The organism is Pseudovibrio sp. SCP20, from assembly GCF_057774105.1.
In genome coordinates, this window is the sequence record NZ_JBYMDH010000006.1 from 245676 (window position 1) to 261990 (window position 16315).

General features: G+C 52.4%; 8 protein-coding genes. 4 read left to right on the forward strand and 4 right to left on the reverse strand.

Translation table 11 applies throughout. The features are described from left to right. On the forward strand, nucleotides 1-2283 hold the full coding sequence (locus AC3CB2_RS21550; RefSeq protein ID WP_352936310.1) for a xanthine dehydrogenase family protein molybdopterin-binding subunit: 2283 nt from the start codon (nucleotides 1-3) through the stop codon (nucleotides 2281-2283). Nucleotides 2284-2338: 55 nt separating this feature from the next. Here AC3CB2_RS21550 and AC3CB2_RS21555 read toward each other — a convergent pair whose 3' ends face one another. Further along, nucleotides 2339-5326, reverse strand: a complete 2988-nt coding sequence (locus AC3CB2_RS21555) for an AsmA family protein (protein WP_352936312.1) — start codon at nucleotides 5324-5326, stop codon at nucleotides 2339-2341. 366 nt (nucleotides 5327-5692) lie between these two features. Here AC3CB2_RS21555 and AC3CB2_RS21560 point away from each other — a divergent pair, with 366 nt between their 5' ends. Both AC3CB2_RS21560 and AC3CB2_RS21565 read left to right on the forward strand, forming a co-directional pair. Beyond that, nucleotides 5693-6172: a tellurite resistance TerB family protein gene (locus AC3CB2_RS21560; RefSeq protein WP_008551624.1), complete on the forward strand. Its 480-nt coding sequence runs from the start codon at nucleotides 5693-5695 to the stop codon at nucleotides 6170-6172. 15 nt (nucleotides 6173-6187) lie between these two features. Continuing rightward, nucleotides 6188-6937, forward strand: coding sequence for a glutamine amidotransferase (locus AC3CB2_RS21565; RefSeq protein ID WP_352936314.1), 750 nt, complete (start codon nucleotides 6188-6190; stop codon nucleotides 6935-6937). 51 nt (nucleotides 6938-6988) lie between these two features. Here AC3CB2_RS21565 and AC3CB2_RS21570 read toward each other — a convergent pair whose 3' ends face one another. From AC3CB2_RS21570 to AC3CB2_RS21580, 3 genes are all read right to left on the reverse strand, one after another. Continuing rightward, on the reverse strand, nucleotides 6989-7594 hold the full coding sequence (locus AC3CB2_RS21570) for an acetate uptake transporter (RefSeq protein ID WP_054783494.1): 606 nt from the start codon (nucleotides 7592-7594) through the stop codon (nucleotides 6989-6991). A 301-nt stretch (nucleotides 7595-7895) separates the two neighbouring features. Further along, nucleotides 7896-11342 (reverse strand): pyruvate carboxylase, encoded by a 3447-nt coding sequence (pyc, locus tag AC3CB2_RS21575; RefSeq protein WP_352936316.1) that lies wholly within the window; start codon nucleotides 11340-11342, stop codon nucleotides 7896-7898. 341 nt (nucleotides 11343-11683) lie between these two features. Next, nucleotides 11684-12403: a LuxR family transcriptional regulator gene (locus tag AC3CB2_RS21580; protein WP_008551372.1), complete on the reverse strand. Its 720-nt coding sequence runs from the start codon at nucleotides 12401-12403 to the stop codon at nucleotides 11684-11686. Nucleotides 12404-13362: 959 nt separating this feature from the next. On the opposite strand from AC3CB2_RS21580, the gene AC3CB2_RS21585 reads away from it, so the two are divergent. Then, nucleotides 13363-16308 (forward strand): helicase-related protein, encoded by a 2946-nt coding sequence (locus tag AC3CB2_RS21585; protein WP_352936318.1) that lies wholly within the window; start codon nucleotides 13363-13365, stop codon nucleotides 16306-16308. Nucleotides 16309-16315 lie beyond the last annotated feature (7 nt).

The window sequence follows — 16315 nt, forward strand, 5'->3', positions numbered from 1 at the left end:
ATGAGCCGATTGGGAAAATACACCCGCCGCGCCTTTCTCGGCCTTGGCGTTGCAGCCGCCGGTGGCCTCGTCGTGGGCTACTACTTCTATCAAAAGCCCTACGCCAACCCGTTGGACGCAAAGAAGGCCGAAGGTGAGACACCGTTCAACCCTTATGTGATGGTAGATGCAGATAACACCATCACCATCATTGCCCCTCGTGCAGAGATGGGTCAGGGCGTTCACACAACCCTCGCAGCTCTGGTCGCAGAAGAGCTGGAAGTTCCACTGGAACAGGTTGTTGTAGAACACGGTCCATCCAGCCCGGCCTATTACAACTCCTCCATGCTGGAAGAGTCCGCACCATTCCCGTTCTACGATGAAAGCGTGCTGGCGGAGATGGCCCGCGGCTCCATGAAGATCGTCGCCAAGTTCCTCGGCCTGAACATGACCGGCGGGTCCTCTTCCATGACTGACGCCTTCGTGAAGATGCGCGAAGCCGGATACGCTGCAAAGTACGTATTGGTCAAAGCCGCAGCTGAGCATTTTGGCACCTCTGAAGAGAACCTGACACTCGCAGACGGAACCATCACGGATAAAGCTTCCGGCAAATCCGTCACGTATGGCGAACTGGCTCGCAAAGCAGCAGCTATCTCGCCACCAAGTGAGATGAAGCTGAAGAAAGCCAAAGACTGGAAGATCCTCGGCAAATCGCAGAAGCGTGTCGAGCTGAAAGAGAAAGTCACGGGTGGCCGTATCTTCGGCATCGACGTCCAGCTGCCAGATATGCTCTACGGCACTGTCAAAATGGCTCCACGCAAGGGCGTCAGCATCAAGAGCTATGATAAGACCGAAGCCCTCGCAGTTCCCGGCGTGAAAGACGTGGTCGAGATCAAAACCATCGCAGGCGAAGGTCTCGGCATTATTGCGACCAACACATGGGCAGCCTTCAAAGGCGCAGAGGCGCTCGAAGTCGAGTGGGACGATCCGCTTTCTCTTCAGAACACGGATCAAATGTGGTCCGCCCTTGAAAACGCTCTGACGCAGGAAGCCACCTTTGAGCTCGGCGGCACTGGGTCTGACGCCGAAGTCTTCACCTCCATTCCGGAAAGTGAAGCCGTATCAGTTCAATACCGCGTCCCATTCCTCGCCCACGCCACCATGGAGCCAATGAACGCAACCGCTCAGCATGACGGAGGCGCAATCCGTGTCTGGACCGGTACGCAGGCTCCCGGCCTGATCCAGTCTGTGGTCTCCAGTCACTTCGATATGGACAGCGCAGATATCGACGTCACCACAACACGCCTCGGCGGTGGTTTTGGACGCCGTCTGGAAGTCGACTTCGCTCTCTATGCCGCAGTGATCGCAGAAGCTACTGCTCCGCATCCAGTCAAAGTCACCTGGACACGAGAAGAAGACACGCAGCATGACACCTACCGTCCAATGGCGATTGGTGAGTTCAAAGGTCAAGTCACACCAGATGGCACATTGAAGACCATGGACATGCACGTGGCCTCCCCATCTATCATCCAAAGCGTGATGCCAAGGATCTTCCCCGGCATCAGCCCAGCTGGTCCCGATAACACTGTGCTTGATGGCGCATTCAATCAGCCTCTGGATGTCGAAAACATCCGTTGTCAGGCCCATGTGGCCGACCTTCAGGTTCCACTTGGTTTCTGGCGTTCAGTCGGCAACTCCATCAATGGCTTCTTCCATGAAAGCTTCATGGACGAGGCAGCCCACAAAGCAGGCAAAGACCCGCTTGAGTTCCGCCTAGCCCATCTGACCAGTGACGAGTTCCTGCCAGCCCGTGAAGTGCTGAAACGCGTTGCAGAAATGTCTGGATGGGGCACTCCGCTGCCAGCAGGCAAAGGACGTGGCATTGCCCATGTTCTTTCATTCGGCACATGGACGGCACAAGTGGTTCAGGTCGACGTCACAGACAATACTGTCACCATCGAGGAAGTCTGGGCAGCTGCGGATCCGGGCATCGTGCTGGACCCCGGCATGTTCAAAGACCAGATCATGTCCGGCATCAACTTCGGCCTCAGTCAGGCGCTTGGTCAGGAAATCACGTGGGCAGACGGGCAGGTGGAGCAAGCCAACTTCGACACCTATGACGCCATGCGCATGTATCAGGCACCGAAGATCACCATCGAATTGCTGGAGAACTCTCCACGTATGGGCGGAGCCGGTGAACCAGGAACACCACCATCAACACCAGCTCTGGCAAATGCGATATTCGCAGCAACCGGCAAACGCATCAGGCAAATGCCACTCAGCAACGAGATCGACTTTATCTAACAAAAAGCCCGGAGCATTCACCGCTCCGGGCTTTTCAATTCTGATTGGACCTTGATCAGTCAGACAGGAAACCAGCAGGCATACCAAATGCTTCCTCTAGTGAGGTCAGCGTTGCATCTGTATCTGCCGTTCCTTCAGCAACCGCTTCAACGTTCACATTGCCCGGACCACGAGGCACCACATCACGCCGCTTCAGATCACGCTTCGGAGCAGCGATAACGCGTGACTTCTTCGGTGCCTCCGCCACAGCAGCAGGTGTTGATACGGGGGCTTCACCCGGCTTCGCGACAGGCATGAGGATTTTGGAAGTGTCAGTGTTGGCAACAGCACCTTCAGCAAGTGGGGGCAAATCCCCATCACCGATGGAAGCCGTGTTCACAGCACCTTCTTCAGCAGCAGGCTTTGCAAGCACAGTCGGTTCAGGTGTGGCCGTAGTATTTTCAGAAGATGCTGTTAGCGCATCCTTAGCAGCAGCTGCCCGCAAGCGCTGAGCTTCCTCAACCGTCTTGGCTGTCTCCAGATCCTGCGCCAGCTTCTCAGAGAGCTTCTGGGTTTGCTTCACATCCCCGAAGGACGCACTCGCATACTCCTGAATATCGACAGTCTCAAAGCTCGGCAGGTTGATAGAGCCGCGGATCTTCAATGGCGCCATATCAGCAGTCTGAGTGTTTGCAGTCCCTTCACCATCCAACTTGGATTGATCTAGCATGCTTGGCTGCAAATACCAGAGAACCTCGCCATCCTTGATGTTGATCGCACCACGCCCTTCCACCAGAGCTGTCTTGCTCTGCAAGGTCAAAGCCTGAAACTCTGCAGTGCCTTGTTCAAAGATAACGTCAGCACCCCAGCTGGAGAACTCAGTCTGATCCGCCTCAGCAAACGGCCAGCCGGTGATACCTTTGTTGCCAACAGATGCAACCAAGCGATCAACATCCAGCTCATGCAGCATGCCATTGCCAAGCTGGAAGCTCAGCGCACCACCCATATTTCCCCAAAGATCAGTCGGCGTCTTACCGGAGGTGTTCACGTCCATCTCAGCATAAAGATTGCCATCCACACGCGGCATATCTCCAAGTGAGGCAAGGAACGGAGCCGCATTGATACCTTTCAGCGAAAACTCAGCAGAAATGCCCGGCTTCACAGTCGCACCGTTCAGCAACAGCTTGCCAGCGCCTTCACCTTTGTAAAGGCCAACCCGCTTCACATCCAAAGCCAACCGACCTTCTGAAAGCGCTGCCCTTAACTCAGCATTCTGCCCACGCAAAGCGCCCAGCTTCAGGTCTTGAATGGTTAGCCCAAGGTCCAGATCAAAGCTGCGCAAAACAGAGAAGTCATAATCCCCTTCACCCTTCGCATTCTTGGCATCATGACGAGAGAACATCTTATCGAAGGAGGCATGCGCCACTTCCAGCTGGCCGCTCAACTTTGGAACTTCACCAGTATCCAGCCGGCCATTGCCTTGCAGACTGGTGTCATCCAACTGGAACTGCGCATTCTGGAACGCTACACCATTTGCATCCGCATCAAACTGGCCAGAGAGCACAAGCTTCTGTCCACGCAAATACCGTGGCAACGGACGCCCATACCAACGCGCGAAGTTGTTAAAGTCATCAGTCTGGAATGCGAAGATACCGCCAAATCCATCACGCAGAGAGTATGGACCAGTCAGGCTGCCAGAAAACATCTCGCTGGAAAATGCCAGATCAACATTTGCATCAGACCGCAATCCGCCCTGCAAAACAATCGGCTCACCATTCCAACGCGCAGTGCCTTTCAACTCAAGCGGTTTGGACAGACTAGAAAACACAAAGGTCAGATCCATATCGTCCAGAGCTTCATCACGCCCATCAACTGCCAGCAACTTCGGCAGTTGAATGTCTGAGACACGCCCCTTGCGCAGGATAGCACCGCCATCAACTTCCAGCGCAGCGACCAGCTCATCATAAGACTGGCCAACGCCATAGAAGGAGGCATCCACATTGGCAAAACCGGAAGCAGGAACATCTAGTCCAGCCAAACGCAGCAATTGCTCAAAGTTCAGAGACTGTCCGCTAACCTGCCCTTTCAGCTCATAGCCGTCTTCCAGATAGTTCAGCGCAACATCGCCGCCAAAACCAACAGAGCCAGCAGTGATTGAAAGATCCTTTGTGCGAACACCGCGCTGACGGAACTGAAGCTCAGTCGTAAGCGCTGCGCTCCCAACAGCTTCGGGCAGCTTCGCGTCATGTTGAGCAGCAACAGCAGCAAGATCCGGCAGTTCAACAGAAACCTGAAGCGTTCCGACAGGCCGCGCCCCAAACGCAAGCTGACCATTAAAGCCAATCTTCTCCTGTGCAGGTCCGACAAGATGCGCCTCAACAGAGGTCGCCCGCGCTTCACTCAGCGCAGTAACAGAACCAACCCGACCGCCGACAGCATACTGTTCATCACCTTGAACAAACGCACCTTCTGCCGTCAGTGCATCACCACCGCTCTCAAAGTTCAGTGTCAGGTCAATATCAGAGAACACCAGCGGAGCCGCCTGATCAGGTTCACTATAAGAGACATCACCACGCTGAATGCCAACAGTATCCAGATCCAGTTGCTGCATGAAGGAGGCCACGCGGCCCGCAATGTTGGCAGCAACCAAAGAGGCTTCCCCTTCTTTGCCGTTTGCCAACTGCGGCTGCCAGGAAGCGCCGCCTTTCTGATCAAACTCCAAAGTCCAGGTCGGCTCAACAAGCTCAATGTTGCGGATGATGTTGCCACCGGTCAGCAAACGCAGAGAGTTCAGCTCAAAACGGGCTTTCTCAACCCGCGCGAACTCAATCCCGTCAGCTCGTGCAACACCAGCAACACCAACATTCTCAATCTCGATGGCCAGCGTCGGCAGCAGATCCACACTCGTCCGCCCATCAAGACGCAGCTTCCACCCGGTCGCTGTCTCGAACGTTTCTGCAATTTGGGCTTTCAGCTGTTTTTGTGGAACGAGCAGCGGTGCAAGCACCAGACCACAAACCACAAGAGCGGCAAGAGCTCCAAAGATAAGAAGAGAGCGTTTCATTTAGTCTCAGTATCCTAGTGGACGATTTCGTGAGGCCCGGAAAAGGACTCTCATGTAAGCAGCTTGTACTCAACAAATACAGGGCAAAAAGCCCGTAGAAAACGTCTAAATTATGATTAGTTAAAGCCTTTCAAGGGCCAGAACAAAAGAACTACGTATTCTGAACCAGTGAGTCCTATCATATTTGCTCCCAATTGTCGCAGTATCACGTGGCTTCAAATTGGCGTATTTCGGTCCTTTTCTTTGGCATTTGTAATTGTTTTTGCGTATCAATAGTATTTCATTCGGACCTGAATCATCTTTAAGCACCTCAGAAATGCACTATTTAAAAGTGCAAGAAAACCAATAGTTGCACGGAGCACATGAATGCTGGACGCCCTGAAAAAATTCTTCAAAGACCTGTCAAATGAGCAGGAGGAAGCTGGACGCTTTTCTGAAGATGATGAACGGCTGGCGGTCGCTGCACTCATGTTCCATATCATCGCCGTTGATGGCGAGATTGAGCAGCAGGAACTGGACCAGTTGAAACGCGTCTTGCAGCAACAATATGAGTTGAACGAGGAAGACACGAAAGAGCTCATGGAGCTCGCCAAAGTGCGCGACGAAGAAGCGGTCGATCTTTACGGCTTTACCTCCGTTCTCAAGCGCAAGCTGGAACCGGAACAGCGCCTGAAAGTGATCGAGGCTCTCTGGGAGATGGTCTTCGCCGATGGGTCCGTCCATGAATTTGAAGACAACACAATTTGGCGCGTTGCAGAGCTCCTTGGCGTCTCCTCCAGAGATCGCATGCAGCTTAAGCAGAAAGTAGCTCAGCGACAAAGTGGTAGTAGCCCCTCCTCTACCTGAAGGTTTTAGTTTGAAATGTTAGAGCGGAATAAACAGCACCCGGCCAAAGTTCTGGTCGTACTGCATCAGGAAACATCCAATCCCGGTCGTGTCGGGCAGCAGTTGATCAAACGTGGATTTGAGCTGGACATCCGCCGCCCACGGTTCGGCGATCCTATGCCCGAAACTCTGGCAGATCATGCAGGTTCCATCATCTTCGGCGGCCCGATGAGTGCCAATGACGGCGATGACTTCGTGAAGCAGGAAATCGACTGGATCAGCGTTCCGCTTAAGGAAAACAAGCCATTCCTCGGCATCTGCCTCGGAGCGCAAATGCTCTCCAAAAACCTTGGTGGCAAGGTCACAGGCCATAACGATGGCTTGGTTGAGATTGGCTACTATCCGCTGGAAGCAACCGAGTCCGGCGCCGACCTCATGGAATGGCCCAAACAGGTCTACCAATGGCACCGCGAGGGCTTCTCTCTTCCTGCAGGCGCAGAACTGTTAGCCTCCAGCCCGACCTATGAAAATCAGGCCATTCGCGTTGGCGAGAATGCATTCGGCATTCAGTTTCATCCGGAACTGACCTACGCCATGATGAACCGCTGGACCACACGCGCTGCTCACCGTCTGGTACTTCCGGGAGCAAAAAAACGCGGCGAACATTTCCGCGAGCGCTTCGTGTATGACCCAGCGGTTCTGCACTGGTTGGAAGCCTTCATGGATAACTGGATCGGATACGCATCCGAACCAGCCAGCAGTTGGTCATCCCACACAGGCAAATAATAAAAAGGCCCGGTCACATTGCCGGGCCTTTTTCATCCATTTGGACGCAGCTTACTCAGCAGCAACTGCCTCAGCTGCAGATACTTTTTCGCCCGGCTGCAACACTGGAGAACCAACTGGCAGAACATCGCGACCACAAACATCTTTGTAGATGATGTGCGCCATCACGTACCATGCACAGAAAGAGCACAGGATCAGCACGTAACCAGCAATCACGTTAAAGAATGCAGGACCAAAGTGCCCCAAAACCAGCAGAATAAAGCCAAGCAGCAGGCTACCGAAGATGGAAGCTTCTGCAGTGTGAATGTGCAGCGCACCGTAGAACATGATGCCGGTGTAGATGGTGAATGGCAGCAGGAAGAAGCCGATATCGGTGTGGGATGAGGTGTAGAAGCCCAGCTTGTTGCCAACAAGAATACCGGCAAACGCCAGCCAGAATGCACCGTAAATGGTGAACGCGCTGTAGCCGAAGTTGTTGCCGGTTTTACCTGTCTGGAAACCTGCAACCAACTGCGCAAGGCCACCAACAAAAACGCCCAGCCAAAGAACCGGACCCATGTTGTCCAGCAGGCCAATGTTCACCATCTGCAGAACAAAGGTCGTCATACCAAATCCAGCAAGGCCGATAACTGCTGGGTTTCCTGTTTTAGTTTGCACGGTCGCACCCTCAATAAAAAACCCAACTCTGACCCATTAGGAAGACAGCTCCTGCAGAACAGAAATTGGGAAACACACTCTCGAATTAGTTGGAGCGCTGAATACAGAAGGGCCGAAACAGGGACAACCGCACTACTACGGAACGTAGCAATACCTAACGTAAAACGCAGCTTCAAAAGTCAATTAACCGACTGATATAATTAGACAATTAAGATATAGAAACGAAAAAACCAGCAATGCATAGTGCTCATGCACCAAACGCATTGCTGGTTAATCTCAATCAATCAGTGCTGTTCAGGCACTATCCCTTAAAGGTAACAATCAGATCCTTCGCATCAAGCTGATCGCCAGGTGCTACACAAACTTCACTGATCTCACCGTCACGTTCCGCATGAACAGATGTTTCCATCTTCATCGCTTCAATGGAGACCAGCAGATCACCCGCCTTCACGGTTTGGCCCGCCTTCACCGCCAGCGTTGAAATAACGCCCGGCACAGGTGAACCAATCTGAAGCTCATTGTCATCATCTGCCTTACGGCGCGCAGGTGTGTTGGCTGCACTATGCGTACGGTCGATGATACGGATGTTGCGTGGCTGACCGTTCAGCTCAAAGAACACACGCTTTTCACCGTGCTCATCAGTCTCACCGATCGCAAGACAGGAGATAACCATCGTCTTGCCCGGCTCCAGCTCGGCCATGATCTCATCGCCAACATCCAGACCGTAGAAGTAGGTTGGTGTCGGCAGCACACTGGTTGGACCGTACTTGTCCTGTGCCTTGGTGAACTCGGTATAAACCTTCGGGTACATGAGCATGGAAGAGAGTTCCTGCTCAGAACCTTTGCGGCCCAGAATGCCGGAGAGCTCTTCACGCTTAGCATCCATGTCCTCAGCTTCCAGCAAAGAACCCGGACGGACTGTGATTGGCTCCTGACCTTTCAGAACCTTCTTCTGCAGGTCAGCAGGCCAACCTCCCGGAGGAATACCAAGGTCACCATGCATCATGTTGACGACGGATTCTGGGAAGGAAACTTCCTTGTTCGGATCAATCACATCTTCAGGTGTGATGCCCTGAGACACCATCATCACCGCCATGTCACCAACAACCTTGGAACTTGGCGTAACCTTCACAATGTCACCAAACATCATGTTCACGTCAGCATAAGCCTTCGCAACTTCGTGCCAGCGCATTTCAAGACCAAGCGAACGAGCCTGCTCTTTCAGGTTGGTGAACTGACCACCTGGCATCTCGTGCAGGTAAACTTCAGAAGCACCAAAGCGCAGATCACTCTCGAATGCACGATACTGAGTACGAACAGCTTCCCAGTAGAAGGAAATCTGCTGAATACGGTCAGTATCCAGACCGCTGTCGCGAGAAGTACCCTTCAGCGCTTCAACAACAGAGCCCATGCATGGCTGAGAAGTCAGGCCTGACAGGGAATCCATCGCCAAATCAACAATGTCCGCACCGCTTTCGACAGCAGCCAGAACAGTTGAGGCTGCGATACCGGAAGTGTCGTGCGTGTGGAAGTGGATCGGAATTTCGATCTCATCTTTCAGCGCTTTGATCAGTACCTTAGCCGCTTGAGGCTTCAGCACACCGCCCATATCCTTAATGCCAAGAATATGCGCACCAGCCGCTTCAAGTTCTTTCGCCAGATTGACGTAGTATTTCAGATCATACTTCGGACGCGCACTGTTCAGGATATCGCCAGTGTAACAAAGCGCTGCCTCACACAGCTTGCCCTGCTCCTGCACCGCATCCAGTGACACACGCATGTTCTCAACCCAGTTGAGACAGTCAAACACGCGGAACACATCCACACCAGCTTCAGCAGCTTGGCGGACGAAGTGCTGCACCACGTTATCCGGATAGTTCGCGTAACCCACGCCGTTGGAGCCACGCAGCAACATCTGCATCAGCAGGTTTGGCGCTTTCTCACGTACAAGACGAAGACGCTCCCATGGATCTTCAGTCAGGAAGCGCATGGACACATCAAAGGTCGCGCCGCCCCAGCATTCCAGAGAGAACAGCTCAGGCAAACCCTGCGCATAGCTGTCAGCAACCTGCACCAGATCGTAGGTACGCATGCGTGTAGCAAGCAAAGATTGGTGCGCATCACGCATGGTGGTGTCAGTCACCAACACTTGCGGCTGTGCTTTCACCCACTTGGCAAAGTCTTTAGGTCCAAGCTCTTCCAGCTTCTGACGCGTGCCATCCATAACCGGCAATTTGAACTTCGGCGCAACAGGTGACGGTGCATCTGCTGGTGGCGTTGGGCGGCCTTTGGTTTCTGGGTGCCCGTTCACGGTCACATCAGCGATGTAGTTCAACAGCTTCGTCGCGCGGTCAGCTGTCTTGATGTTCTCAAACAGCTCAGGCGTATTATCAATGAAGCGGGTTGTATAAGAGTTATCCTTGAATGACGGATGACCAATGATCCGCTCAAGGAAGATCAGGTTTGTCGCAACACCACGAATACGGAATTCGCGCAGAGCACGATCCATACGCGCGCAAACTTCTTCAGGTGTCGGCGCCCATGCAGTGACTTTTTCAAGCAGCGGATCGTAGAAGCGGGTGATCACAGCACCTGCATACGCGGTGCCACCATCCAAGCGAACACCAAAGCCGGTCGCACCACGATAAGCGCTGATACGTCCGTAATCCGGAATAAAGTTATGCTCTGGATCTTCGGTAGTGATACGACACTGAAGGGCATGACCATTCAGCTCAATGCCAGCCTGCTCAGGAACACCGGTGACGTTCTCATCACCAATGCGACCACCTTCTGCAATACGGATCTGCGCACGAACGATGTCGATGCCGGTCACTTCTTCAGTAACCGTGTGTTCCACCTGAATACGCGGGTTCACTTCGATGAAGTAAACCTTGCCGGTATCAGCATCCATCAGGAACTCAACAGTACCGGCACCACAATAGCCAACTTCACGGCCGATCTTCAGGCCATACTCACAAAGCTCACGGCGCTTTTCTTCATCAAGATAAGGAGCCGGAGCGCGCTCAACCACTTTCTGGTGGCGGCGCTGAATGGAACAATCACGTTCAAACAGATGAACAAGGTTGCCATGCTGGTCACCAAGGATCTGCACTTCAACGTGACGGGCACGCTCAACCAGTTTTTCGAGATAAACTTCGTCCTTACCGAAGGCAGCACGTGCTTCACGCTTAGCTTCAACAACTTCGCGTTCCAGCGTTTCCTCGTCTTTGATCACGCGCATACCGCGACCACCACCGCCCCAGGATGCTTTAAGCATCACCGGATAACCGATCTCCAGCGCAAGACGCTTCACTTCTTCCATATCATCAGGAAGTGGATCAGTCGCAGGCATCACCGGTACGCCAGCTTTAATCGCCAGCTCGCGTGCAGAAACTTTGTTACCCAAGCGGCGCATGGTTTCAGGAGAAGGGCCAATAAAGATAATGCCGTTCTCAGCACAAGCCTCGGCAAACTCCGGGCTCTCAGAAAGGAAACCATAACCTGGGTGAATTGCATCAACGCGCTGTTCTTTTGCAACGCGGATAATCTCGTCGATAGACAAGTAAGCCTCAATCGGGCCCAGGCCTTTACCTACCTGATAAGCTTCATCTGCCTTAAAGCGATGTAAAGCCAGCTTGTCTTCTTCAGCAAATACAGCAACCGTTTGGAGACCAAGTTCGTTTGCAGCTCGAAAAACTCGAATTGCAATTTCTGAGCGGTTAGCAACCAATATTCGTTGAATAGCCAAAGTAGGTCCCCCAGTCTCTATGTATTTTGGGGCTTTATAGTCGAGCAAATCCCTCTATGGAAAGATTAATTTATAGTCACTTGAGCCATTACTATATTTAACGGGTCATAAAACATTAAGAAAACGGGGAAATTCTAAGGAGTTTATCGTACAATTGAGAAAAACTAAACACGTAAAAATATATACACAAATACCCTAAATTTTGACTTCACTAATATATCTCATGCAAATTTTTCTACTTTTACGACTAAAGGAGACAAATTATACTCATCCGCACAAGTGCACTCGGCAGGCTTCGCATAGCGAACCCTGCCGAGTGCATGTGTAGGTGTCGTTATAGCTTAACGAATAAGACCCAAGCGGAAACCTTCAGCCACCGCGTGTGTTCTGTTCGCAGCATGCAGCTTTCTGGCAGCCGAAGCCAGGTACCAATCTGCAGTATGCTGTGAGATATTCAGAATCTGGCTGATCTCCCAACTTGTCTTGCCTGCAGCGGACCACTTCAGACATTCAAGCTCGCGAGGAGTAAGGCGATGGCGAGGACGGTTGGTGTTCGCACCAACAAGCTCACGCACCTTATTACTTGCGTAAATACCAACCAGATGAAGAACACTGATCTCGCGTTCATTCAAACGCACCTCAGGTCCACCAAAGATAAGCATGCCCTGATAGCCCTGAAGGCCATGCACCGGCACACAAACACCATCATACATTCCGTAATCACGTGCTTCGGAAAGGACTTGCTGTGCAGCTGCTGTCAAATTGCGATCACGTGCAACACTGGACCATAGGAATGGACGACTAGCAGTGCGCGCTTTCGCGACAATCGGATCATTTTGTACATAATCACGGTCGAGATAACGTTGTTGCCACTCAGGGCGCCAACCACTCAACATAATTGACCCATCAAAAGATGCGCCGGCTTCGGGGATCGCAGCGAGACAAAAACTTGTAAAGCCGAAAGATTGGCCAAGTTCAGCAATACGCTTAGAAACACCATCAGGTGTCTCTTCATTATTAATAGATTCAACAAATTCAAGTGCAGCAGTCAACGGATTCATTTTATACACCCCTACATATTATGCCTCCAACAACCTTACTCTACGCAATATCCACTCAATATAGAAGGTGTATCTATCACCCATCTTCTATTCGAGGCTCATTGTTTTCATATTGGGAAAGAAATCTATTCAATTTAACTTCTCTCCCAATAGAAATACGGCCATATATATTGACATTGTTAAATTGCACTATGTCTTTTTCGAAAAGTGCCGACGGGAAAACTTTAGACTTAAAACGAGAATTCTTATTTCTTAGGAAAAAGCTATTGTTAGGAGCAGGTTAACAATTCGTTAACCTTAGATTGTCCGAACATCAATACGGATGCGTATGTAATATAGGAAAAATATTCCAACCTTTTGAGACTTTTCTCAGTTGGATTCTCCGTTTCTTTTCATTCTGCATAGATGCAAAAAACTTAACGATATGCCTGAGGGGAAAGCGGGGATAACTCCACCCCGGAGAAACCCATTGGTTAAAACAGAAGTGGCAACATCCCCCCTGCAGCACTCATCCGCAGCATGTCCGGGGGCATTACCAAATGGCAAATTTTCAGCTAAAACAAGAGAGTTACTCAGAAATTTAGCTAGCAACAAGTGCGAATGTGTTACGCATAATCCGCGTAACAGCTGGCTTCTTGTAACCATTTAACACGATGTAACCTCCCCAAAACGGCATATAGTGCACGTTTTAGTCATGCATCTTATTCAGCGAAAACCGCAGAGTGTCGATAACGTATACACAAAAAGCCCTTTTATACCGGTATGAAACTGAAACTTCATTCCAGTGCTCATCATCAGCATTTTTCGTCTTTATTCATTCCAGAGCTTTACAGCGCTTTTCTCTGCCATATAAATGCCACTTCATTGGGTGAGGCACCGCACGGGCATTTTCAGTATCCCAGCCAAAGAATTGAGTGCCGAGATACGTTTGGCCATAGACTACGGAATTGCACTTCTAGATGAACAAGAACACGTTGCACCGAACCACAAGATCACGGTCTGTCACTGCGATTTTGGGGCCAACGAACACGGGTAAGACCCATTTGGCAATCGAGCGGATGAGCGCATACTCATCCGGCCTGATCGGCCTGCCCCTTCGTTTGCTGGCAAGAGAAGTCTACGGCCGCCTTGTAGAGAAGAAGGGACCTGATCTCGTCGCCCTTATTACTGGCGAAGAAAAGATCATCCCTAAGACCCCTCGCTTCTGGGTCTCTACTGTAGAAGCCATGCCAAAGGATCTGGATGTAGACTTCGTCGCTATTGATGAAGTGCAGCTGGCTGGCGACCTTGAACGCGGCCATGTCTTTACAGATCGCATCCTGAACTTGCGCGGCAGAGAAGAAACGCTCCTGCTCGGCTCTTCCACCATCCGCCCGCTGCTCGAAAAACTGATGCCGGGTATTAATGTGATCACCCGTCCACGTATGTCCATTCTGACTTACGCTGGCTCCAAGAAGATCACACGCCTCCCACGCCGCTCTGCGATTGTCGCCTTCTCCTCTGATGAAGTATATGCCATCGCAGAACTCATCCGCCGACAGCGCGGCGGTGCAGCTGTCGTGCTCGGCTCTCTTTCTCCAAGAACGCGCAACGCACAGGTCGACCTGTTCCAGAACGGCGACGTTGATTGGCTCATCGCCACCGACGCCGTAGGCATGGGTCTGAACCTTGATGTAGACCACATCGCGTTCGCCGGACATCGCAAATTTGATGGCTATCAGTACCGCCAGCTCACCCCAGCTGAGACCGGGCAGATCGCTGGACGCGCAGGCCGACACCTGAGAGATGGTACTTTTGGTGTAACTGGACGAGTCCCTGGTTTTGATGAGGAACTGGTCCATCAACTCGAATCTCACGAGTTCGAGCCATTAAAAGTGCTGCAATGGCGCAACCCAAACCTCGATTTTTCCTCGATTCGCGCACTTTTGCGCAGTTTGGAGCATTCTCCGCGAGAAGAGGGCTTGACCAAAGCCCCTCCGGCGGAGGATATCGGTGTTCTCGAACTTGCTAATCGTGACAGGGACATTCTTTCCCTTGCGACCACGCAGGAGAGAGTTTCATTACTGTGGGATACCTGTCAGGTTCCAGACTATCGCAAGATAGCTCCGGCAAACCATGCAGATCTCGTAACAGGGATATATACCCATCTGATCCAGGACGGAGCCATTCCGGATGATTGGTTCAATAGTCAGATCAAACTGGCGGACAGGACGGATGGGGATATCGACACACTGGCGAACCGGATAGCTCATATCCGTACGTGGACCTTTGTGGCAAACCGTGCCGATTGGCTGAATGACCCTGCTCACTGGCAGGGCGTGACGCGCGGCATAGAAGATCGATTATCAGATGCCCTTCACGAACGGCTTACACAGCGGTTTGTGGATCGGCGAACCAGCGTATTGATGCGACGTCTGAGAGAGAACAAAATGCTCGAAGCGGAGATCACCGCAACCGGAGATGTCCTTGTAGAAGGACAGCACATTGGCCAGCTTCATGGCTTCCGGTTTGCTCCGGATGCAACGGCAGAAGGACAGGAAGAAAAAGCTGTCCGTGCTGCGGCCCAAAAAGCACTAGCTAGTGAGATTGAAAACCGTGCAGAACGGTTGTCTCGCGCGCCTAACGAAGAGTTCATCCTCTCCGCAGACGGCACATTAAGATGGCAGGGTGAATCTATCGCCCGCCTGACGGCTGGTGAACAGACCCTGCGCCCATCCCTGATCATTCTTGCTGATGAGCAATTGACAGGACCTGCACGCGACATGGTGCAGGAGCGCCTTGATCTATGGATCAAGACCCACATCGAAACTCTCCTGAAGCCTCTCTTCGACCTGGAACAGGCTGAAGAAGTTGAAGGCATCGCTCGCGGCGTAGCATTCCGCCTGACCGAAGGCCTCGGCATTCTTGAGCGTCAGGAGATCGCTGATGACATTCGTCAGCTTGATCAGCAGATGCGTGGTTCGCTCCGCAAACTCGGCGTTCGCTTCGGTGCATATCACATTTACGTCCCTGCACTTCTTAAGCCAGCACCAAGCCAGCTGCTTGCTCAGCTCTGGGCGCTGAAAGAAGGCAAAGGCGAAATCAAAGGCCTGACAGAGCTGCCACAGCTCTCTGCATCTGGCCGCACCTCCGTTCCAGTAGATCCGGAAATCGAGCAGGCACTGTACCGTGTCGTTGGCTTCCGCGTTTGTGGTCCACGCGCTGTTCGCGTCGACATTCTGGAGCGTCTGGCAGACATCATCCGTCCGCTGGTTGCCTGGAAGCCTCTGGAAGAAGGCGTTGAGCCGCCAGAAGGCGCATTGGTAGAAGGTGGCGCATTCACCGTTACCGTTTCCATGACCTCCCTGCTCGGCTGTGCAGGCGAAGACTTCTCCAACATCCTGAAGTCTCTCGGCTACCGTCTGGAAACACGCGAAGAACAGCGCCCTGTTACCAAGAAGCCAGAAGCACCTGCTGAAGAAGCCGAAGCTGCACCAGCAGAACAGGCTGCAGAGGGTGAAGCCGAAGCTCCAGCAGCGGCGGAAGCAACTGAAGCACCAGTAGAAGAAGCTGCTCCGGCAGAAGCTTCTGAAGAAGCGACAGGTGAGCAAGAGATGGAAACGGTCACCGTTGAAATCTGGCGCCCAGGTCGTTTCGGTGGTCGTCGCAGCAATAACGACCGTCAGCAGCGCAACGCACGCGGTGGCAATGAACGTCGTGGCGGTGGCGAGCGTCGTGGTGGCGGCAACAATCAGCAGCGTCGCAATCCTGGTAAGCCGGGCGGCAAAGGCCGTGGCTTCAACAAGGATCAGAACCGTGGCCATCAGGCAAAGTCTGCTCCACGCAAAGACAAGCCAATGGATCCGGATTCTCCATTCGCAGCGCTGATGTCCCTGAAACAGAACTTGGAAAAGGGCGACAAATAGTCGCCCC

Excerpts from the sequence above, each read along its gene's own strand:
- AC3CB2_RS21560 (WP_008551624.1), top strand. The coding sequence starts at position 5,693 with ATGCTGGACGCCCTGAAAAAATTCTTCAAAGACCTGTCAAATGAGCAG.
- AC3CB2_RS21565 (WP_352936314.1), top strand. The coding sequence starts at position 6,188 with ATGTTAGAGCGGAATAAACAGCACCCGGCCAAAGTTCTGGTCGTACTG.
- AC3CB2_RS21550 (WP_352936310.1), top strand. The coding sequence starts at position 1 with ATGAGCCGATTGGGAAAATACACCCGCCGCGCCTTTCTCGGCCTTGGC.
- AC3CB2_RS21555 (WP_352936312.1), bottom strand. The coding sequence starts at position 5,326 with ATGAAACGCTCTCTTCTTATCTTTGGAGCTCTTGCCGCTCTTGTGGTT.
- AC3CB2_RS21585 (WP_352936318.1), top strand. The coding sequence starts at position 13,363 with ATGAACAAGAACACGTTGCACCGAACCACAAGATCACGGTCTGTCACT.
- AC3CB2_RS21580 (WP_008551372.1), bottom strand. The coding sequence starts at position 12,403 with ATGAATCCGTTGACTGCTGCACTTGAATTTGTTGAATCTATTAATAAT.